Source organism: Aeromonas sp. s9 (assembly GCF_040907765.1).
GTDB classification, from domain to species: domain Bacteria; phylum Pseudomonadota; class Gammaproteobacteria; order Enterobacterales; family Aeromonadaceae; genus Aeromonas; species Aeromonas caviae.
In genome coordinates, this window is sequence record NZ_JBFOCK010000012.1 from 48,586 (window position 1) to 70,055 (window position 21,470).

Below are 21,470 nucleotides of genomic sequence, written 5' to 3' on the forward strand. Positions count from 1 at the left end.
TTCACGTGGAACGCGCCCTCTTCCTTGCCCCAGAAAACAAAAAGCCGCTCACGAGGAGCGGCTTTTGATGGTTGTCGGACCGTCTGATCAGACGTCGAGGTTGGCAACCCGCAGGGCGTTGGTCTCGATAAAGTCGCGACGGGGCTCTACGGCATCCCCCATCAGGGTGGAGAAGAGCTGGTCGGCGCCGACCGCGTCGTCTATGGTGACGCGCAGCATGCGACGAGCTTCCGGATCCATGGTGGTCTCCCACAGCTGCTCCGGGTTCATCTCCCCCAGCCCTTTATAGCGCTGGATGTAGATGCCGCGCTTGCCTTCACCCATCAGCCACTCGACCGCTTCCACGAAGTTCGCGACCGGTTTGACCTTCTCGCCACGCTTGATGTAACCGCCTTCCTCGATCAGGTTGGCGATCTCCTTGCCCAGAGAGACCAGCTGACGGTACTCGGCGGACTGCAGGAAGTCGTAGCTGAGCGGGTATTCACGGTCGACCCCGTGCTGGCGTACCACGGCGTGCGGCACGAACAGGCTGCGCTCTTCGTCGCGGCGTACCTGCATCTGGTACTGGATGCCGTGGTTGCTCTCGTTGAGCACGGCTTCCATGCTCTGGCACCAGGCCTGCAGCTCGCTCTCGCTGGCCAGCAGGGTTTCGTTCAGCTCGGGCTGATAGATCAGCTGGGTCAGCACGGCTTCCGGCGCACGGCGGGACATGCGGGTGATGAGGTGAGAGACGGCACGGTGCTGGTTGACCAGACGCTCCAGCGCCTCGCCACCGATGGCCGGGGCAGACTCGTTGACGTGCAGGGTCGCACCGTCCAACGCCATGGCGGTCTGGTACTGCAACAATGCGTCTTCGTCTTTCAGGTACTGCTCCTGCTTGCCCTTCTTCACCTTGTAGAGCGGCGGCTGGGCAATGAAGACATAGCCACGCTCGATGATTTCCGGCATCTGACGATAGAAGAAGGTCAGCAGCAGGGTTCGGATGTGCGCACCATCGACGTCCGCATCCGTCATGATGATGATGTTGTGATAGCGCAGCTTGTCCGGGTTGTACTCGTCGCGACCGATGCCGCAGCCCAGGGCGGTGATCAGGGTGCCCACCTCCTGGGAAGAGATCATCTTGTCGAAGCGGGCCTTCTCCACGTTCAGGATCTTGCCCTTGAGCGGCAGAATGGCCTGGTTCTTCCGGTTGCGACCCTGCTTGGCGGAGCCGCCAGCAGAGTCCCCTTCCACTATGTAGAGTTCGGAGAGGGCCGGGTCTTTCTCCTGGCAGTCCGCCAGCTTGCCGGGCAGACCGGCGATGTCCAGCGCCCCCTTGCGGCGGGTCAATTCGCGGGCCTTGCGGGCCGCCTCGCGGGCACGGGCCGCATCGATGATCTTGTTGACCACGATCTTGGCGTCGCCCGGGTTTTCCAGCAGGAAGTCGGCCAGCTTCTCACCCATGGCCTGTTCCACGGCGGTCTTCACTTCGGAAGAGACCAGCTTGTCCTTGGTCTGGGAGGAGAACTTAGGGTCAGGCACCTTGACGGAGATAACGGCAATCAGACCTTCACGGACGTCGTCACCACTGGCGGCGGACTTGGCCTTCTTGCTGTAGTCCTCCTTGTCCATGTAGTTGTTCAGCGTCCGGGTCAGCGCGGTACGGAAGCCCACCAGGTGGGTACCACCATCCCGCTGCGGAATGTTGTTGGTGAAGCAGTAGACCCCTTCCTGATAGGCGTCGTTCCACTGCATGGCGACTTCGACACCGATTCCGTCCTGCTCGGTGGTGAAGTGGAACACCTTGGGGTGGATCGGGGTCTTGTTCTGGTTCAGGTACTCGACGAAGGCCTTGATGCCCCCTTCGTAGCAGAAGTGCGCCTCGCGGCCATCACGCTCGTCCATCAGACGGATGGAGACGCCGGAGTTGAGGAAGGAGAGCTCGCGCAGACGCTTGGCCAGGATCTCGTAGTGGAACAGGGTGTCACTGAAGATGGTCGGGCTCGGCCAGAAGCGAACTTCGGTCCCGGTGCCGGTGCTGTCACCAATCTGCTTGAGGGGTGCCTGCGGCTCGCCCAGGTGATAGGTCTGCTCGTAGACATGACCGTTGCGGCGGATGGTCAGCAGCAGCTTGTCGGAAAGCGCGTTCACCACGGAAACGCCCACACCGTGCAGACCGCCGGACACCTTGTAGGAGTTGTCATCGAATTTGCCGCCGGCGTGCAGCACGGTCATGATGACTTCGGCGGCCGAACGACCCTCTTCCGGGTGGATGTCCACCGGAATGCCGCGACCGTTGTCGCGCACGGAGACGGAGCCGTCGGAATGGATCTTGACCTGGATATCGGAGCAGTAGCCAGCCAGAGCCTCGTCGATGGAGTTGTCGACGACCTCGAACACCATGTGGTGCAGGCCCGATCCATCGTCCGTATCGCCGATATACATCCCCGGGCGCTTGCGGACCGCATCCAGGCCCTTGAGCACCTTGATATTCGAGGAGTCGTAAGTATTTTCACTCATAGCTTACTCTCTGCCTTCTCTAACGTTTCGGAGATCTTGCCTTGTTCCACGTGGAACAGCTTGCAGTCACTCGCATCCATCATGTCTGCGAGCTGACCGGTATCGATGGCGGTGATGAACACCTGGGACGCGCACTGCTTCAGCCTTGCGGCCAGCAGACGACGTTTGTCGACATCCAGTTCAGAGGCAAAATCATCAATTAAAAAAATACAGCCGCGGCTGCTATGTTGATTCAAATAGAGCCCTTGGGCCAGCCGCATGGCACAGACCAGCAACTTCAGCTGACCCCTGGACAAAATATCCTGCGCGGGCACGCCGTTCGCCTTGAGCCGCACGTCCGCCTTCTGCGGACCGACCCCAGTGTACCCCAGCGAACGATCCCGTTCGAACCCCGCCTCCAGCAATGCATCGAGGGGAGTGTCTTTTTCCCAGCCTCGATAGAATCCAAGACTGATATCGAACTCCGGCAGAAAATCTGCCGTCATCTCCTTGATCAGGGGCGTAATGGCCTGACAATAACTGGCGCGAAACCCCGCCAGCTCGCCACCCAGTCGCACCAGCTCCTGATCCCAGAATGCCAGTTGACGATACTGGGTGCTCTGGCGCAGCAAGGCATTGCGCTGCTTCAGCAGCCGACGCACCCGCCCCCAGAGGGAGAAGAAGGTCGGCTCCTGATGGAAAACACCCCAGTCGAGCCAGGCCCGGCGAGCCTGGGGCCCACCGGTCAGCAGGCTGAAACCATCGGGGTGGATCAACTGTACCGGCAACAGCTCCGCCAGATCGGCCAGGCGCTGGGCCTGGGCACCGGCGATCTTGAGCTGGGTTTCGCCCCCCTTGTCCTTGGCAAGCCCGATGGGCACCTGACGCCCCTCCAGCTCGCACTGGGCAAACAGGGTAAAGGCCCGCTCGCCCTGGCGGATGACCCGCCCGGTCAAATGGGTACGAAACGAGCGGCCGAGACCAAGGTAATGAATGGCTTCCAGCACGCTGGTCTTGCCGCTGCCGTTGCTCCCGACCAGGATATTGAGGCCGGGAGACAGCGCGAGACTGGCGTGCTGAATGTTGCGAAAGTCGCTGAGCTGGAGTTTGACCAGGGACACGACTAGATCCGCATCGGCATCACCACGTACTGGGCATCTTGGTTCTCAAAATCCTCAATAATGGCGCTGCTGATGGAATCGCTCAGGCTGATCCGGATTTGGTCACATTTTAACGTATTCAACACGTCCAGCACATAGGAGACGTTGAAGCCGATCTCCATCTCGCCAGCGGCGTATTGTACGTCAAGCAGCTCTTCGGCTTCTTCCTGTTCCGGGTTGTTGGCGGTGATGCGCAGCAGGTTTTCCTGCAGATTGAGACGCACCCCACGGAATTTCTCGTTGGAGAGGATGGCGGCACGAGCAAAGGCCTGGCGCAGATCCTCGCGACCGGCGATCAGGGCCTTGTCGCTCCCTCTCGGGATGACGCGGCGCCAGTCCGGGAAACGGCCATCCACCAGCTTGGAGGTGAAGATGAAGCCATCCAGGGCGGCGCGCAGGTTGCTGCGGCCCACTTGCAGCCGTACCGGCTTGTCTTCCGCTTCCAGCAGGCGCACCAGCTCCAGCACCCCTTTGCGCGGCAGGATGACCTGATGATCGGGCAACGATTCCCCCACCACCTCGCGGCGGCAGGTGGCCAGCCGGTGACCGTCCGTCGCCACGGTACGCAGGCCGTGTCCTTCGCTCTCGAACAGCATGCCGTTCAGGTAGTAGCGCACGTCCTGGCTCGCCATGGAGAACTGGGTCGCGTCGATGAGTTTTTTCAGCTCCAGCTGGCTGATGTCGAACTCGAGCACGGATTCCCAATCCTCGATGTTCGGGTATTCGGTCGCCGGCAGGGTCGACAGGTTGAAACGGGAGCGACCGGAACGGATGATGAGGCGCTCTCCCTCGGTGCTGAGGCGGATCTCCGCCCCCTCCGGCAGACCGCGACAGATGTCCAGCAGCTTGCGCGCCGGCACAGTGGTGCGGCCATCCTGGCTGTCGCTGTTGAGATAGACCTGTCCGATCATCTCCACCTCGAGATCGGTCCCGGTCAGCGACAGCAGGCCATTGCTGACATCGAGCAGGACGTTGCCGAGGATGGGCAGGGTCGGCCGGCCACCCAGGGCACCGGACACCAGTTGCAGGGGACGTAACAGGGCCTCACGGCTAATTTCGAGCTGCATCTGTGCTCTCCGTTGTTATTGGGAGGAAAGGATTCGGATCAGGCTGGAACATGCAATCTGCATCTGTGCACTCCGTTCCGTTATCAGGAAGAAAGGGTACGGATCAGGTTGGAATAGTCTTCCTTGATGTCGTGACTCTCTTCCTTCAGCTGCTCGATCTTGCGGCAGGCATGAAGAACCGTGGTGTGGTCACGGCCACCAAAGGCATCCCCTATCTCAGGCAAGCTGTGGTTGGTCAGCTCCTTGGCCAGCGCCATCGCCAGCTGGCGCGGGCGGGCAACGGAACGGGAGCGACGCTTGGAGAGCAGATCCGCCAGCTTGATCTTGTAGTACTCCGCCACCGTCTTCTGGATGTTGTCGATGGTAACCAGCTTCTCCTGCAAGGCCAGGAGATCGCGCAGCGCCTCGCGCACGAAGTCGATGTTGATGGCGCGGCCGGTGAAGTTGGCATTGGCGATCACCCGGTTGAGGGCACCTTCCAGTTCACGGACGTTGGAGCGAAGTCGTTTGGCGATGAAGAAGGCCACTTCGTCCGGCAGATGGATCTGGTTCTCGTCCGCCTTGCGCATCAGGATGGCAACCCGGGTCTCCAGCTCGGGCGGCTCGATCGCCACCGTGAGTCCCCAGCCGAAGCGGGACTTGAGACGATCTTCCACCCCGTTGATCTCTTTCGGATAGCGGTCCGAGGTCAGAATGATCTGCTGGTTGCCTTCAAGCAGGGCATTGAAGGTGTGGAAGAACTCCTCCTGGGAGCGCTCCTTGTTGGCGAAGAACTGGATGTCATCGATGAGCAGGGCATCGACGCTACGGTAATAACGCTTGAACTCTTCAATGGCGTTATTCTGCAGCGCCTTCACCATGTCCTGCACGAACCGTTCGGAGTGCATGTAGATGACTTTGGCGTCTTTCTTGCGATCCTTGATGGCATTGCCAACGGCGTGCAACAGGTGGGTCTTGCCAAGGCCGGTGCCGCCATAGAGGAACAGCGGGTTGTAGGCACCACCCGGATTGTCGGCCACCTGACGGGCGGCCGCACGGGCCAGCTGGTTGGACTTACCCTCGACGAAATTCTCGAAGGTATAGTTCACGTTGGTGTTGCTCTTGTGGTTTGGCTCGGGCTTGTTTTCGGCCTTGTTTTCCCAGCTCTTGGGAGAGTTATTCACAGGATCGACACCACGGGCCGGCACCCTGGCGACCGCGACGGGATGAGGGCGATTGCCGATATCAAAACGCAGGGTGGGAGCGTCGGCTCCGCACAGCTCGTTGATGATGCCGTTGACCCGGAGCAGGTACTTGTCGCGTACCCAGTCCAGAACAAAGCGGTTCGGTGCATACAGGGTCAGAGTATTGTCACTCAACTCCGCTTGAAGCGGCCGGATCCACATGCTGAATTCTGCCGAGGGCAACTCATCTTGCAGCCGGTTAAGGCACTGCTGCCATAGCGAAGCAGTCACTCTAGACTCCCGTCAATTGATTAAGTAAAGACCGGCTATTCTACGTTTTTAGTGGCCGGATCTCCAGTTGCTGCCGCACGGATCCAGCAAATAAGATCCTTGACTTTCAAGGATCCAACGCCCCAGGATCCCATTTCATCCCCAAAGTTACCCACAGCCGGATATCGGCAATGTGGACAGAATGGCGTGCTGCAACCATAGTTATTTTATATAACCAAATATCATTTATTTTTTATATTTTATTCCAATAACATCAGCGCCAACCCGTGAATACAACTAAAAATACAGCACTACAGAGAGAGGAATCCCCATGAAATCCACCATCAAACTGATTTCCGGCGCCGCCATTCTGCTGGCCAGCCTGTCCGGCCAGGCCATCGCCCAGGAAACCATCAAGGTCGGCATGTCCGGCAAATATTTCCCGTTCACCTTCGTCAAGCAGGACAAGCTGCAGGGCTTCGAGGTGGACATGTGGAACCAGATCGGTGAGCGCACCGGCTACAAGGTCGAGTTCGTGACCGCCAGCTTCTCCGGCCTGTTCGGCATGCTGGAAACCGGCCGCGTCGACACCATCTCCAACCAGATCACCATCACCGACGAGCGCAAGGCCAAGTACGCCTTCTCCCAGCCCTATGTCTATGACGGTGCCCAGATCGTGGTCCGCAAGGGCAACAACACCATCCACGGCATCAAAGACCTGGAAGGCAAGAAAGTCGCCGTCAACCTGGGCTCCAACTTCGAAGAGCTGCTGCGCAAGAACGACCCCAACAAGAAGATCGATATCCGTACCTATGACTCCGCCTTCGAGCAGGATGTCGCCCTGGGTCGCATCGACGCCTTCGTGATGGACCGCGTCTCCACCGCCCAGCTGATCAAGGAATCCAAGCTGCCGCTGCAACAGGCAGGTGCACCGTTCGAAACCATCGAGAATGCCCTGCCCTTCCTGAAGACCCCGGAGAAGCAGGCCGTGCTGAAGAAGGTTGACGATGCCCTCACCGCCATGCGCAAAGACGGCACCCTGACCAAAATCTCCGAAAAATGGTTCGCAGCGGACATCACCAGCAAATAAATGATGGAATTTGACCTCGAGTACACGCTAGGGCTGTTTCCCATCCTGCTCAAATACCTGGGCACCACGATGGAAATGGCCCTGTGGGGATTCGTATTGGCACTCGTACTGTCGCTGATCCTGGCGATAGTACGAGTGTTTCGCGTTCCCGCAATTCACTGGCTGGCGATGCTGTATATCTCGTTCTTCCGGGGTACACCGCTGCTCGTCCAGCTGTTCCTGCTCTATTACGGGCTGCCGCAGCTCTTCCCCATCTTCGTGGGGATGGATGCCTTTACCGCCGCCATCATCGGCCTGACCCTGCACTTCGCCGCCTACATGGCCGAGTCGATCCGGGCAGCCATTCTCGGCATCCACAAGAGCCAGATGGAAGCCGCCCTCAGCATCGGCATGAGCCGGCTGCAGGCGATGCAGCGGATCATCCTGCCCCAGGCGGCCCGCATCGCGACACCATCGCTGATGAACTACTTCATCGACATGATCAAGAGCACCTCTCTGGCGTTTACCCTGGGAGTGGCGGAGATCATGGGCAAGGCCCAGATGGAAGCGGCCTCCTCCTTCAAGTTCTTCGAGAGCTTCATGGCGGTGGCGCTGATCTACTGGGTGGTGGTCATCTTCTTCACCCGCTTGCAGCATCTGCTGGAAGTGCGGCTGAACCGTGCTTATTAAAGGAGGCCTGTCATGATCAACCTAACGGGTCTCTCCAAGGCCTATGACGGAAATCAGGTGCTCAACGGTATCGATCTTGAGGTAAAGAAGGGGGAGATTGTCGTCATCATCGGCCCCTCCGGTACCGGCAAGTCGACTCTGCTGCGCTGCCTCAACCTGCTGGAAACCCCGGATGCAGGGCGGCTCGTCATCGATGACCTTGCCGTGGATCTGGCCAAGGCCAGTGACCAGCAGGCCATCGAACTGCGCAAACGCGCCTCTTTCGTGTTCCAGAACTACGCTCTGTTCGCCAACAAGACGGCGCTGGACAACATCGCCGAGGGGCTGATCACCGTCTGGAAGCAGCCGAAGGCGGAGGCTCGTGCCACTTCCCTCGGCATCCTCAAGGACATCGGCCTCGCCGAGAAACAGGATGCCTACCCGGCCTCCCTCTCCGGCGGCCAGCAACAGCGCGTCGGCATCGGCCGGGCCATGGCGGCCCACTCCAAGGTGATCCTGTTTGACGAGCCCACCTCCGCCCTCGATCCCGAGTGGGTCGACGAGGTGCTGGGCCTGATGAAGCAGCTCGCCCGCCAGCACCAGACCATGGTCGTGGTGACCCACGAGATCGAGTTTGCCCGTGATGTCGCCGATCGGGTTATCTTCATGGAAGGAGGGCGGATCGTGGAGCAGGGCCCGCCGGATCAGATATTGGTCGATCCGCAGGATCCCCGTACACGGGAGTTCCTGCGCAAAGTACTTAAATAGCTCTCTCTTTGGCGGCCTGGCCGCCTTTTTTCTTGAGGGATCCTTGTTTAACCCCGGGTTGCCAGTATAATTCGGGGCCCTTGATCCTCCGGATCCTGCCAGATTATCCCGCTCGGTCGACGAACGGGGCGAGATGGAAAGGAACGGCGGATTGACGAGAAGCTGAACTCTGTTTAGAATTCGGCCTCTTTTGCTAGTCGTCACACGCTATAGCTGGCGCGTCGGCTAAGTGTGACAATCAAAACTGTACAGAAATACGGAATCGAATCATGAAACGTACTTTTCAACCGTCCAACCTGAAGCGCAAGCGCTCTCACGGTTTCCGCGCTCGCATGGCTACTGCCAACGGCCGCAAAGTTCTGGCCGCTCGTCGTGCCAAGGGTCGTGCCCGCCTGGTAGTCTAATGCCTACCCAGCACACCTTCTCTCGGGAGTTACGTCTGTTAACTCCCGAACACTTCAAACGCGTTTTCGCCGAGCCTGTCCGGGCCGCTTCTCCGCAAATTACGCTTCTTGCTTGCCCCAACTCCCTCGAACACCCCCGTCTTGGCCTCGCCGTGCCCAAAAAGGCGCTCAAGCGTGCCGTCTGGCGCAACCGTGTAAAACGAGTGGTTCGGGAAAGTTTTCGCCTCAATCAAGCCAATCTGCCCGCTATCGACATCGTCGTGATCGCCAAGGGTGGCGTGAAGGAGATGGACAACGAAGCGCTGTTCAAGTTACTGGAAAAGCTATGGCGCACTCTGTCACGCCGTTGCAATGGGTAGCAATCAAACTGATACGCCTGTATCAGCTAATCATTAGTCCCCTGCTCGGGCCGCGCTGCCGTTTCACCCCGACTTGTTCCCAATTTGCGATAGAAGCAATCCGACTTCACGGTTTCATAAAAGGCGTTTGGTTAGCCAGCAAACGTCTATTAAAATGCCATCCCTTATCCGAGGGTGGTTATGACCCGGTTCCGCAACCAAAGCGAAGAAACTGAAGACTATGGAATCACAACGCAATTTACTCCTGATCGGTTTGCTGTTCGTGAGCTTCTTGCTCTGGCAACAGTGGGAGTCCGACAAGGCTCCGAAGCCGGCCCCGACTACCGTGGCCCAAACCGAACATTTCGTACCTGAAGCCGGTCAGACCGGTGATATTCCTCAGGTTTCCGAGCAAGCAAATGGTAACGCCGCGCGCAAGCTGATCACCGTCTCCTCCGACGTGCTCAAATTGACCTTGGACACCCAGGGCGGTGACATCGTCTCTGCCGAGCTGCTGGCCCACAAGCTGGAAGAAGGCAAGGAACAGCCGTTCACCCTGCTGACCAGCCAGCCTGCCCACCTCTATGTGGCCCAGAGCGGTCTGGTCGGTCGCAATGGTCCGGACAGCCAGGCCCAGGGTCGTCCCACCTATGAAGCCGCCCAGACCAGCTATCAACTGGCCGATGGTCAGGATCAAGTCGTCGTTCCGATGACCTGGACCGACAGCAAGGGTGTGGTCTTCACCAAGGAGTTCGTGCTCAAGCGCGGTGATTACGCCGTGGGCGTCGACTACAAGATCGACAACAAGTCTGCCGAGCCGGTCCAGGTACAGTTCTACGGTCAGCTGAAGCAGACCATGACCACGCCGAAGGATCAGGAAGGTCATGCCATGGTGGCCAGTGCCTACCGTGGTGGTGCCTTCTCCAGCGAAGACTCCCGCTACAAGAAGTACACCTTCGACGAGATGAAGGATGCCGACCTGAACAAGACCACCCAGGGTGGTTGGGTCGCCATGCTGCAGCACTACTTCGTCTCTGCCTGGGCCCCGAATGCCAACGACACCAACAGCTTCTACAGCCGCGTGATCCCGGGCAAGGACCAGGCCATCATCGGCTACAAGGCGCCGCTGGTTGACGTCGCTGCCGGCCAGCAGGCCGAAGTGAGCGGCAAGCTGTGGATCGGTCCCAAGCTGCAGGATCAGATGGCCAAGGTGGCAAACCACCTGGATCTGACCGTCGACTACGGCTGGCTCTGGTTCATCGCCCAACCGCTGCACTGGCTGCTGACCGTGTTCCACGGTTTCGTCCAGAACTGGGGTCTGGCCATCATCATGCTGACCCTGCTGGTGCGCGGCATCATGTTCCCGCTGACCAAGGCCCAGTACACCTCCATGGCCAAGATGCGCATGCTCCAGCCCAAGCTGGCTGCGCTCAAGGAACGCTTCGGTGACGATCGCCAGAAGATGTCCCAGGGCATGATGGAGCTGTACAAGAAGGAGAAGGTCAACCCGCTGGGCGGCTGCCTGCCCATCCTGGTACAGATGCCCATCTTCATCGCCCTCTACTGGGCACTGATGGAGTCTGTCGAGCTGCGCCACGCGCCGTTCGCCCTGTGGATCACCGACCTGTCGGTGAAGGACCCCTTCTTCGTGCTGCCAATCCTCATGGGTGCCTCCATGTGGTATCTGCAGAAGATGAGCCCGACCACCATCACGGACCCGATGCAGCAGAAGGTGATGCAGTTCATGCCGATCATCTTCACCTTCATGTTCCTCTGGTTCCCGGCAGGTCTGACTCTGTACTGGCTGGTGAGCAACGTCATCTCCATCATCCAGCAGACCATCATCTATCGTCAGCTGGAGAAGAAAGGCCTGCACTCACGCAACTGATGCGCAGCCCATCTTTCCTGATGACAAAAGAGGCGGCCTTCGGGCCGCCTTTTTTATTACAATGTCCCCCACCCTCTTACTCATTCAGCCAACCAGCGAGTCAAGCAAGATGACAACAGATACCATCGTGGCCCAGGCCACCGCCCCCGGCCGTGGCGGCGTCGGCATAGTCCGCGTCTCCGGCCCTGCCGCCGAGCGGGTCGCCGAGATAGTGCTCGGCAAGCTCCCCAGGGTGCGTTATGCCGAATATCTGCCGTTCAGGGACGAGCAGGGCCAGGCGCTGGATCAGGGCATCGCCCTGCTGTTCAAGGCCCCCAACAGCTTCACCGGCGAAGACGTGCTGGAGCTGCAGGGCCATGGCGGCCCCGTCATTCTCGACATGCTGATCCGCCGCATCCTGCAGATCGACGGCATCCGCCCCGCCCGCCCGGGCGAGTTCAGCGAGCGCGCCTTCCTCAACGACAAGCTGGATCTGGCCCAGGCCGAGGCCATCGCCGATCTCATCGAAGCCTCCAGCGAGCAGGCCGCCCGCAGCGCCATGCACTCCCTCCAGGGGCAGTTCTCCGGCAAGGTTCAGCAGTTGGTGGAGAGTCTCACCCGGCTGCGCATCTATGTGGAAGCGGCCATCGACTTCCCGGATGAAGAGATCGACTTTCTCTCCGACGGCAAGGTGGCGGGTGACCTCTACGCCATCATGTCCGAGCTGGACGACGTGCGCGGCGAGGCCAAGCAGGGTGCCCTGCTGCGAGAGGGGATGAAGGTGGTGATCGCCGGTCGCCCCAACGCCGGTAAATCGAGCCTGCTCAACGCCCTCGCAGGCCGCGAGTCCGCCATCGTCACCGAGATCGCCGGTACCACCCGCGACGTGCTGCGCGAGCACATCCATCTGGATGGCATGCCGCTGCACATCATCGACACCGCGGGCCTGCGCGATACCCAGGACAAGGTGGAACAGATCGGCATCGAGCGTGCCTGGGCCGAGATCGAACAGGCCGACCGGGTGCTGTTCATGGTGGACGGCACCACCACGGATGCCGTCGATCCCCACGATATCTGGCCGGAATTCGTTGATCGGTTGCCAAAAAACATCGGCCTCACCGTGGTGCGCAACAAGGCGGACCTGACCGGCGAGGATCTGGCACCGAGCCAGGAGCAGGGCCACGCCGTCTATCGCATCTCCGCCAAGACCGAGCTGGGGCTGCCCGCCCTGCGCGAGCACCTCAAGGCCTGCATGGGCTTCCAGGGCAATACCGAGGGGGGCTTCATGGCCCGCCGCCGCCACCTGGACGCACTGGAGCGCGCCGCCGAACGGCTGCTGGTAGCCAGGGAGCAGCTTGAGGTCTATGTGGCTGGCGAACTGGTAGCCGAGGAGCTGCGCCTGGCCCAGGAGTCCCTGTCCGAGATCACGGGCGAGTTCAGCTCCGACGATCTGCTGGGCCGCATCTTCTCCAGCTTCTGCATCGGCAAGTAAGTCCGCAGAGCAGGCAATGAAAAGCCCGGGTTCATCCCGGGCTTTTTTGTGCGCTTTTCATCCACCGACCTAGAGGCGGCGCAGGCACCACATGAAGTAAGCACCCCCTAACAGGGTGGAGACCAGACCGACGGGCACCTCCTGGGGAAAGAGGATCTGCTGGCCGATCCAGTCCGCCGACACCATCAGCAAAGCGCCACAGCCTGCGGCGCCGAGCAGGTGCCAGCGCGCCCTCACCAGCCCCATCAATCTGGCCAGGTGCGGCGCCAGCAGACCGGCAAAGGAGAGCGGGCCTATCACCATGGTGGCACTGGCGGTGAGCACGGCCACCAGCAGCAGGATGGTGAGCTGGGCACGGCCGAGATGGATCCCCAGAGCCGTCGCTACCGCCGGCCCCATGGGCATGAGATCGAGCCAGCGGCTCACCAGCAGGCAGGCTGCCAGCATCAGCAGCGCCAACACCACCAGGGCAAGGGCCACCGGCTGGGTGACGTAATAGGTGGAGCCGGACATCCAGGAGAGCAGTTGCTGCACCCGCAGGTCGCCGTTGGCCAGGGCGATGGCCTGCAACGGCTCAAACAGCGCCGTGATGGCGATGCCAGACAGCAGTATCCGCTCCGGCTGGAAGCCGTTGCGCCGGTTGATAAGCACCAGCAGCAACAGGCAGGCGAAGGCGCCCACCAGCCCCCCCAGCAGCATCATGGGCAGCGGCAAGGCGGGCAGCAACAGGGCCGCCGCAATCACCCCCATGAAGGTGCCACCGCTCACCCCCAGCAGTTCGGGGCTCGCCATGGGGTTGTTGCTGACTCGCTGCAACAAGGTGCCAGCCAGCGCCAGCAACACGCCTGCGGCACCCGCTGCCAGCGTGCGCGGCAAGCGCCACTCCAGCTGGGCCTGCCACCGCAGCCAGCTCGGCCAGCCCCAGCCGCCCATTCCCTGCCCAAACAACAGGGAGGCGATCACCGCCGCAGCCAGCCCCAACACCATCAGGCCGACAAGGCGAGTTGGCGCCGGATGGCGGGCCAACTGCAGGGAGGAGTTCGCCTTAGGTGAACTCTGCTTGATACCAAGACGCGGGATCAGCCAGAGCAGCAGCGGCGCCCCCAACAGGGCCGTCATGGCGCCGGTCGGGATCAGCACAGGCCAGAACCGGCTCAGGGTCTGCAGCAGCAGATCGGTGGCCGCCAGCAACAGGGCGCCGAGGATGGGCGCCCACAGCAGCCGCTGGGCCAGTTTTCTGACCCCCAGCAGCCGCACCATGGCGGGCGCCGCCAGCCCGATAAAACCGATCAGCCCCACCACGCTCACCACGCAGGCGGTGATGAAGACCGCGAGGCCGAGGCCGGCGAATCTCAGGTGCTTGAGAGAGACCCCCAGGCTGCGAGCGCTGGCATCGTCCAGCTCCAGCACTGCCAGCGGGCGCACCAGCACCGCCGCCAGCATCGCGGCCAGCAGCAACCGTGGCAGCAGATAGCCGACGCCGCTCCAGCTGTTCTGGGCCAGAGATCCGCTCCCCCACACCAGCAACCCTTTGAGCTCCTCCTGGAAGAACAGCAGCAATCCCATGCTGATGGCGGCCAGATAGAGGTTGATCACCAGCCCTGCAAAGACGATGACCACGGGATTGAGCTGACGGCGCCAGGCCAGGGCGAAGACCAGCCCCATGGCCAGGCTTCCCCCGGCCATGGCGATCCACTCCCGCCCGATCAGCAGCCAGGAGGGGGCGAGCAGGGTCACCATCATCAGCGCCAGCTGGGCGCCGGAGGCCACCCCCAGGGTGGTGGGCGAGGCCAGGGGATTGCGCAGCACCTGCTGCATCAGGGTACCGGCGAGCCCGAGGGCGGCACCGGCCAGCAGACAAATGGCAAGGCGCGGCAGCCAGCTGAAATGGACCACCGCCTGGCGGGCATCGTCCAGCTCGGGGGAGAACAGGGCCTGCCACCAGAGCGCCCCCGGTAGTTGACGCGCCAGCTCGGCGCAAGCCAGCCCCAGTGTCAGCACCAACAGGCAGAGACCCGGGCGCAGCAGGGGCGAAGAAAGAGAAGAGCTCATTGATTTGATCCCCCGGTTGCTCTGTGGACAGCCTGCTCCCGCAAGACACCGTCCAGCAGGGTGGCGAAGCGGCGGGCCGCCAATATGCCACCAAAACTCCATGTCGCAGGCAGATGGATCACCGGATTGTTCTGTACCAGCGGGAGATGCTGCCACAATCCAGGCTCCTGAAGTTTTTCACCAACTCCTACGGGCACGGGGTCCACCACCACCAGCCTGGCCTCCGGCATCCCGAGAAACTGCTCCAGGCTCGCGACCGAGAATCCCCAGGCATTGGTCTCTCCCTGCCAGGCGTTGCGAAGGCCGAGGCGCTGCATCACTGCCTCGAACAGGCTGCCACGGCCAAACACCCGCACATGGCGCTCATCAATGAATTGCACCACCAGCAAGGGGAGCAGATCGGCGGTCTGCGCCGCCTGCATCTGTGCCAGATCCAGCTCCAGCGCGGCGAGCTGGCGTTCGGCCTCCGCCTCTTTGTTGACCAGGGCGGCTATGGTCAGGGTCGCTTCCCGCAGTCGCTGCCACAGATCGGTGCCAGGTTCATACAGGGCGATGGAGTGCACCGGCGCGATGCGGGAGAGGGTCGGCGCCAAGGGGGCCGCCAGCGGCGAGATGAGAATAAGATCCGGTTTGAGCTCCGCCAGCAGTTCCCGGTTGGGTTGGGCACGCAGCCCGATATCGATCACCCCGGCAGGAAGCTGGGGTTCACCGACCCAGGCGCGATAGGGGGCCACATCCCCCACCGCCATCGGTGTCACTCCGAGCGCCAGCAGGGTTTCGGCTATGGTCCAGTCGACGGTGGCGATGCGGGGCGTGGCGCTGGTGGCGGTGACAAGCTGCCCGGCCTCCCCTGCCAGGGGCAGCAGCAGACTGAGCAGACAGGGCGCCATCTTCAATAAACGGTTCAAGAGCGGCCCCCGGTCAGACGATAGCGATGGCGTGGTCATGGGCCGGATGGCGAATGACCTCCATGGGGATGCCATAGATGGCGTTCAGGGTCTCCCCTGTCATGATCTGTTCGGGCTCGCCGTGGGTCAGCAGACGGCCGGAGTGCAGCGCCACCAGCCGATCGCAGAAACGGGAGGCCATGTTGATGTCGTGAATGACGATGATGACCCCGAGGTTGAGCTGGCGGCTGAGCTGCTTGACGAGCGTGAGCACCTCCACCTGATGGGCCACGTCCAGGGCGGCCAGCGGCTCGTCCAGCAGGATGAAACGGCTCTCCTGAGCCAGCAGCATGGCGAGCCAGACTCGCCCCCGCTCACCGCCGGAGAGGGTATCCACCAGCCGATCGGCAAAGCGTTCGGTGTGGGTCAGGGCGATGGCCCGTTCCACCTGACGGTGATCTTCCGCTCCCATCCGGCCCAGCAGGCCGCGCCAGGGGTAGCGCCCCATCTCCACCAGTTCGCGGCCGAGCAGGTTTTCGGCACTCGGCAGGTGCTGGGGCAGATAGGCCACCTGACGGGCAAACTCCCGGTTGCCCCAGGCAGACAACGGCTGGTCATCGAACAGGATCTCCCCGCCGCTGTGGGGTTGCTGGCGCGCCAGCAGCTTGATCAGGGTCGATTTGCCCGACCCGTTGTGGCCGATGAGGCCATAGACCCGACCTTGCTCGAAGCGAAGGCTGGTGGGGTGCAGCAGCGTGCGGTCATTGACCGCGAAGCTGGCGGATTTCATCTCGAACATAAGCAATTCCTGTGCTGGCTTGCTGCCAGTCTCATCGGTGCCAGCATCAGGCCGGCACCTTGCCATCCAGATGGGCGACCGCATCCCGGCTCACCTGCTCGCGCTGCTCGCCGGTCAGTTCGGTGAGGCGGCCCTGGCGCATCTCCAGCAGGCGATCGGCCAGAGAGAAGTAGTGATCGTCGTGGCTGATGGCGATCACCGTCTTGCCCATCTCCTTGAGACGCGGCAACAGCACCTGATAGAAGATGCGGCGGAACTGGGGATCCTGATCCGCGGCCCACTCGTCGAACAGCATCACCTCCCGCTGCTCTGCCAGGGCCAGCAGCAGGGCGACCCGCTTGCGCTGGCCCTGGGAGAGGTCGATATCGGCGATGAAGCCATCCTCGATGGCAAGCTTGCTGCCCATCTGCAACCGCTCAAGCCACTCGGCGACCAGCGCCTCTTTCGGCTCGGGCCCCAGCAAATGCTGGAACAGGTGGTAGTCGGTGAAGATGGCGGAGAAGAGCCCCAGATAGCCGTTGCGATCGGTGACCGGCTCCCCATCCAGCAGGATCCGGCCAGAGACCGGTTGATAGAGCCCGGTCAGCAGCATGGCCAGGGTCGACTTGCCGGAGCCATTGCCACCGATGAGGAATATCTGCTCCCCCCGCTCGATCACCAGATTGATGGGGCCCACGGAGAAACCGCCCTCCCCCTGGTAGTGAAAGCTCACCTGATCCAGCTCGATGCGCTGCCAGGGGCGAGACGCAGGCGGCAACGGGAACGCTTCGTCCGGCTCTGTCAGATTGAGGGCAGCTATCTTGTCGAACGCCACCTGGGCGGCGATCAGGGTCGGCAGGGCTCCGATGCCTTGCAGCAAGGGAGTGCGCAGGAACAACAGGGTCAGGGCGAAGGTGGCGGCCACATTGGTGTTGGCCCAGCCCAGCCCGTTGGCCAGGAAGAAGACCAGGCCGATGGCACCCAGCATCATGATGTTCGACCAGTTCACCGCGCTCAGGTGGTAGGTATCGGCGCGGATGATCTGCTCCCGGTAGTCCCGGGCATTCTGCTCATAGAGCTGGTGGTAGACGAAGTGGGCACGCTCGCGGTTGAGCGCCAGCTCCTTGCACCCGGCGATGATGGACTGGTAGTTCTGGTAGAGCCTGTCTTCGGCCTGGCGCATGTGCGCCAGGTGGCGATAGACCCGGTTCACCAGCAGCCAGCCCACCACCATGGTCACGGTGACCCAGAGGGCGGTAACACCGAGCAAGGCGGGAGAGAGCAGGCCAAGGTAGATGATGGAGCCCAGGGTGAGCACCAGACCCTGTACCAGTTCCGGCAGGCGCACGAAGGCGATGGTGATCTGACCGATGTCGCTGGAAAGGGAGGCCAGGAGCGGCCCCTGCCCTATTTGACGCAGACGGGCGACGTCGGTATCCAGCAGTTGCTTGAGCAGGCGGCCACGCAACCGGTAGACGAAATGGTGACCCAGGGTGGTCAGGGCAAGTTGGGATCCGAGCGTGATCACCAGCAACAGCAAGACAAGGCCGACAAGCTGACCCAGGATCGGCAGCGGATCCCCGACTGATTCGATAAGTGATTGATTGATGAAGGCAATGACGCCTATCCCGCTGACAGCACTCAGCAGGCTGAGCAGGGTAATGGCGATGAAGGGCCAACGGTATTGGCGATAAACCAGTGACAAGAGTTCCATGACAGGCCTGTAGATGAATGGAAGGAGGGCGGGAGCCTTCGCCCCCGCCCGGCCTGTCGCTTACCAGCGGTAGTTGACGGTGCCGACTATGCTGCGCGGCTCGCCGTAGTAGCAGTAGTAGTCGCAGCTCGCCACATAGGTGTCGTTCAGCAGGTTGTTGACGTTGATCTGGGCACGCCAGTTCTTGGCAAAGTCATACCCGATCATCGCATCCCATACGGTGTGTGCAGGTACCTGGGCGGAACCATAGATGGGGGTGTAGTCCGCATTCACCGCGCCGATGCCGACGCTGGAACCCACATAGCGCACGCCGGAACCCAGCTCAAGACCGGATACCGGGCCCTGCTGCACCTTGTAGTTGCCCCAGAAGGAGGCCTGGTGGCGCGGGATCAGGCTCGCACGACGATCGCCGTTGCCGGTGTCGTTGGTCTTGGCATCGGTATAGGTATATGCAGCGGTCAGGCGCAACGCCTCGGTGGCATGCACGCTTCCTTCCAGCTCGACCCCCTGGGAGGTCACTTCACCGGCCTGGGTCTGCTGGCCGGAGCCGGTAGAGACCAGGGAGTTGGTCTGCTCCAGATCGAACAGCGCCAGGTTGATGTAGCCATCGAGGAAGCTGGGTGCGTACTTGACCCCGGTCTCGTAGAGCTTGCCTTCCAGCGGCTTGTAGGAGTTGCCGGTGTTGGGGTCTATCCCCGGCAGCACTTCGAAGGATTCCGCATAGGCGAAGTAAGGGGAGAGACCGTTGTCGGCCAGGTACATCAGGCTGCCGGAGAGAGAGAGGTTGTCGTCGTACTGTTTCTCGTTCTTGCTCTTGGCTTCGCTGATGTTGTGGGTTTCCACGTAATCGAAACGACCGCCCGCGGTCAGCAGCCAGCGATCATCCCAGCGGATCTGGTGCTGGGCATAGAGGCCGCTCTGACCCTTGGTGCTCTTCTGGTGGGTCGCGGTGGATTCATCAAAACCGGGGAAACCGCTGTAATCCGGGTTCATGGTGTTGATGGCGCCCATGCCATAGTTGTCGGCTTCCTGGCCTTCATTCACATGGCGCTGCAGATCCACCCCCAGCAGCAGAGTCTGCTCCGTGCTGTCGGTGTTCCAGTAGCCCACCATCTGGTTGTCCATGGTGGCGCTCTTGGTATCCCCATCCCGGTAGACCAGGCCGCGGTAGGCGGTGGTGCCTTCATAGGTCGGGAAGATATAGGTCTGGCGCAGCAGCAGATCGTTGTAGTTGAAGCGAACGTTCTGCTTGAACTCCCAGGTCTGGTTGAGCTGGTGGGCCAGCTCGTACCCGGCGGAGATCTGGGTATTGCGATTGCGATCGTAATCCGGCTGGCTCAGGTTGGTGGAGGGATCGATCTGGCCGCCGGAGGTATTCAGGGTGCCATAGACCGGGAAGAAGCCGTTGGTCGGCACCCCTTCATCGTGCTTGAAGCTGGAGAGCAGCGTCAGCGTGGTGCGATCCGAAATATCCAGGGTCACGCTCGGCGCCAGATAGGCACGCTCGTTGTAGGTGCCGTCCAGCACGCCGTCCCGCTCGTTGTAGAGGGCCACCAGACGATACCGGCTGTTGTCGGTAAGGGTGTCGGAGACATCCACCCCGACCTGGCGCAGATCCCGGTTGCCCAGTTGCAGGTTCACCAGTCCCTGCGGGGTCGCGGTCGGACGCTTGCTGATGGCGTTGATGACGCCTCCGGGAGGGGCTTCGCCATACAGAATGGAGGCCGGGCCTTTGAGCACTTCCACGCTCTCAAGGCCGAAGGGCTCCGGGGTCCAGACATAGTAACCGGTGCTGAACAGGCGGTTGCCATCCAGGTAAGAAGCCGCATCGAAGCCGCGAACCTTGAACCAGTCAGCATCCGTGTCCGAACCATAGGACTGAGACAGGACGCCGGAGCGATAGCGCAGGGACTCGTCTAGCTTGAGTACAGCGTGCTGGTCCAGCTCTTCGCGATTGACCACGGAAACGGCACGGGGGGTCTCTGCCATGGGGACCTCGACCTTCATGGCGGTCCCGGTCACGACCATGGTTTCGCCCGCCTTGGGCAACTCTTTATCCGCCTGTTCCGCCGCCAACACGGGCAGGGACGCCAGCAGACAGGAGAGCGGCAGCAGCTGTGCGCCTCTCTTTCGCATCACGGCATTCGGGGTATTTTTTTGCGCAATCATATAAGTGTCTCAAATATCAATAAGTTATGTTTGATTTCTTATTATGGGTGCCCAATTGGACCGGTCAGCCCGGCGCCTCAGGCGAATAAAGCAGCGCCATGCTACTACAGGTGCCGTGATCGAATCGATTCAATAATTGCTAATCATTTGCATCTGCATTGTTAATTGATGTTTTGAAGTGTCGTTTGACAACGAAAGGTGCGATGAGGTCGCAACAGGCGGAAAGAAGGCGCCACGACGGCCACGAGGCCGGTTTTGGCTGCAAAAAAGTGGGCAGGATCCTTATCCCCAAGCTTTATCCATATTTATCCACATGCTTTGGCGGTAAGATCCCCGCTCTTCACTTTTTCGATGACATCAGGATCCATTCCATGGCCAAACTCAACCTCGTCGTCGGCTCCATGCTGGGGGCCTCCGAATATGTCGCAGATCATGTGGTCGGCCTGCTTGAACAGGCGGGCCACCAGGCGGAGATCCACAACCCCGCCAGCCTGTCCAGGATCCTGACCGAACCAGAAGCCATCGTGCTGGTGGTCACTTCCACCCATGGTGCGGGGGATGTACCCGACAATCTGCAGCCCTTTGCCCGGGATCTTGCCGAACAGCAGCCGGATCTCGCCGCCTTCAAGTACGGAGTGATCGCCCTGGGGGATCGCAGTTATGACACCTTCTGCCAGGGCGGCAAGACGTTAGATCGGCTGCTGGCCGGGTGCGGTGCCAGCCGACTGGGGGATCTCCTGGAGATAGACGTCACCCAGCACGAGATCCCGGAAGATGCCGCAGAAACCTGGATCCACGACTGGATGACCTTGATCAGCTGATCAGGGCCAGGGAGATCCGGTCACGACCCCCGATCTCCCTGGTTATCCCCAGATCCCTATCCACCAGGTTATTAACAGGTGGATCCGGATAAGTTTTTCCCGAGAGCTCCCCACATGAGCTCGGATAATTGTGTATAACTTAGGTGCTAAGCTCTGCAAAACCTATAGTTATTCATGTATTAGATCTTGTCGACCATGTATCTGTGTATAAAAACCCATGTTATCCCCCCGTTCGCCCCCTCTGGATCCAAGCTTTTCCACAAGCAGCGATCGACCTTAACCGAATGATCTTTATGATCAAAAA

Annotated in this window: 18 protein-coding genes; 9 read left to right on the forward strand and 9 right to left on the reverse strand. The window is 61.0% G+C overall.

The features are described 5' to 3' along the window. Nucleotides 1-87: 87 nt before the first annotated feature. The 4 genes from gyrB to dnaA all read right to left on the reverse strand — a co-directional run bounded on the left by gyrB (nt 88) and on the right by dnaA (nt 6,159). Entirely contained in the window at nt 88-2,499 is a 2,412-nt protein-coding gene (gyrB, locus tag AB5Y54_RS01425) for a DNA topoisomerase (ATP-hydrolyzing) subunit B (protein WP_053287950.1), read from the reverse strand. Beyond that, nucleotides 2,496-3,599, reverse strand: a complete 1,104-nt coding sequence (gene recF, locus AB5Y54_RS01430) for a DNA replication/repair protein RecF (protein WP_010672287.1) — start codon at nt 3,597-3,599, stop codon at nt 2,496-2,498. The genes gyrB and recF overlap by 4 nt, the downstream gene beginning before the upstream one ends. A 2-nt stretch (nt 3,600-3,601) precedes the next feature. Next, the gene (gene dnaN, locus AB5Y54_RS01435) at nt 3,602-4,705 is read right to left on the reverse strand and encodes a DNA polymerase III subunit beta (RefSeq protein ID WP_039040646.1); all 1,104 of its coding nucleotides are present in this window, start codon (nt 4,703-4,705) and stop codon (nt 3,602-3,604) included. 83 nt (nt 4,706-4,788) lie between these two features. Then, nucleotides 4,789-6,159 (reverse strand): chromosomal replication initiator protein DnaA, encoded by a 1,371-nt coding sequence (gene dnaA, locus AB5Y54_RS01440; RefSeq protein ID WP_010672285.1) that lies wholly within the window; start codon nt 6,157-6,159, stop codon nt 4,789-4,791. A 310-nt stretch (nt 6,160-6,469) separates the two neighbouring features. On the opposite strand from dnaA, the gene AB5Y54_RS01445 reads away from it, so the two are divergent. From AB5Y54_RS01445 to mnmE, 8 genes are all read left to right on the forward strand, one after another. Then, a complete protein-coding gene (locus AB5Y54_RS01445) occupies nt 6,470-7,228 on the forward strand; it encodes an amino acid ABC transporter substrate-binding protein (RefSeq protein ID WP_039040644.1) in 759 nt (252 codons plus the stop codon). Further along, nucleotides 7,229-7,897 (forward strand): amino acid ABC transporter permease, encoded by a 669-nt coding sequence (locus AB5Y54_RS01450; RefSeq protein WP_081843996.1) that lies wholly within the window; start codon nt 7,229-7,231, stop codon nt 7,895-7,897. A 12-nt stretch (nt 7,898-7,909) separates the two neighbouring features. Beyond that, nucleotides 7,910-8,644, forward strand: coding sequence for an amino acid ABC transporter ATP-binding protein (locus AB5Y54_RS01455; RefSeq protein WP_368153132.1), 735 nt, complete (start codon nt 7,910-7,912; stop codon nt 8,642-8,644). Between the two features lie 269 nt (nt 8,645-8,913). Then, nucleotides 8,914-9,048, forward strand: coding sequence for a 50S ribosomal protein L34 (rpmH, locus tag AB5Y54_RS01460; RefSeq protein WP_005307156.1), 135 nt, complete (start codon nt 8,914-8,916; stop codon nt 9,046-9,048). Next, nucleotides 9,048-9,407, forward strand: a complete 360-nt coding sequence (gene rnpA / locus AB5Y54_RS01465) for a ribonuclease P protein component (RefSeq protein ID WP_010672281.1) — start codon at nt 9,048-9,050, stop codon at nt 9,405-9,407. The genes rpmH and rnpA overlap by 1 nt, the downstream gene beginning before the upstream one ends. After that, complete coding sequence (gene yidD, locus AB5Y54_RS01470) at nt 9,374-9,622, forward strand: membrane protein insertion efficiency factor YidD (RefSeq protein ID WP_010672280.1); 249 nt, start codon at nt 9,374-9,376, stop codon at nt 9,620-9,622. The genes rnpA and yidD overlap by 34 nt, the downstream gene beginning before the upstream one ends. Before the next feature lie 5 nt (nt 9,623-9,627). Continuing rightward, nucleotides 9,628-11,274: a membrane protein insertase YidC gene (yidC, locus tag AB5Y54_RS01475; RefSeq protein ID WP_010672279.1), complete on the forward strand. Its 1,647-nt coding sequence runs from the start codon at nt 9,628-9,630 to the stop codon at nt 11,272-11,274. A 109-nt stretch (nt 11,275-11,383) separates the two neighbouring features. Further along, a complete protein-coding gene (gene mnmE, locus AB5Y54_RS01480) occupies nt 11,384-12,745 on the forward strand; it encodes a tRNA uridine-5-carboxymethylaminomethyl(34) synthesis GTPase MnmE (RefSeq protein WP_010672278.1) in 1,362 nt (453 codons plus the stop codon). A gap of 69 nt (nt 12,746-12,814) precedes the next feature. Here mnmE and fhuB read toward each other — a convergent pair whose 3' ends face one another. Genes fhuB through AB5Y54_RS01505 form a run of 5 tightly spaced genes read right to left on the reverse strand, consistent with a single transcriptional unit; the run spans nt 12,815 to nt 20,345 of the window. Further along, a complete protein-coding gene (gene fhuB / locus AB5Y54_RS01485) occupies nt 12,815-14,797 on the reverse strand; it encodes a Fe(3+)-hydroxamate ABC transporter permease FhuB (RefSeq protein WP_270822238.1) in 1,983 nt (660 codons plus the stop codon). Then, on the reverse strand, nt 14,794-15,687 hold the full coding sequence (locus AB5Y54_RS01490; protein WP_270822241.1) for an ABC transporter substrate-binding protein: 894 nt from the start codon (nt 15,685-15,687) through the stop codon (nt 14,794-14,796). Before AB5Y54_RS01490 ends, fhuB begins: the two co-directional genes overlap by 4 nt. Before the next feature lie 31 nt (nt 15,688-15,718). After that, complete coding sequence (locus tag AB5Y54_RS01495; RefSeq protein WP_010672275.1) at nt 15,719-16,483, reverse strand: ATP-binding cassette domain-containing protein; 765 nt, start codon at nt 16,481-16,483, stop codon at nt 15,719-15,721. A 46-nt stretch (nt 16,484-16,529) separates the two neighbouring features. Beyond that, on the reverse strand, nt 16,530-18,176 hold the full coding sequence (locus AB5Y54_RS01500) for a multidrug ABC transporter permease/ATP-binding protein (RefSeq protein WP_368153133.1): 1,647 nt from the start codon (nt 18,174-18,176) through the stop codon (nt 16,530-16,532). Nucleotides 18,177-18,236: 60 nt separating this feature from the next. After that, nucleotides 18,237-20,345: a TonB-dependent siderophore receptor gene (locus AB5Y54_RS01505; RefSeq protein WP_368153134.1), complete on the reverse strand. Its 2,109-nt coding sequence runs from the start codon at nt 20,343-20,345 to the stop codon at nt 18,237-18,239. Between the two features lie 371 nt (nt 20,346-20,716). Between AB5Y54_RS01505 and mioC the strand changes: the two genes are divergently transcribed. Beyond that, on the forward strand, nt 20,717-21,166 hold the full coding sequence (gene mioC / locus AB5Y54_RS01510; protein WP_368153135.1) for an FMN-binding protein MioC: 450 nt from the start codon (nt 20,717-20,719) through the stop codon (nt 21,164-21,166). Nucleotides 21,167-21,470 lie beyond the last annotated feature (304 nt).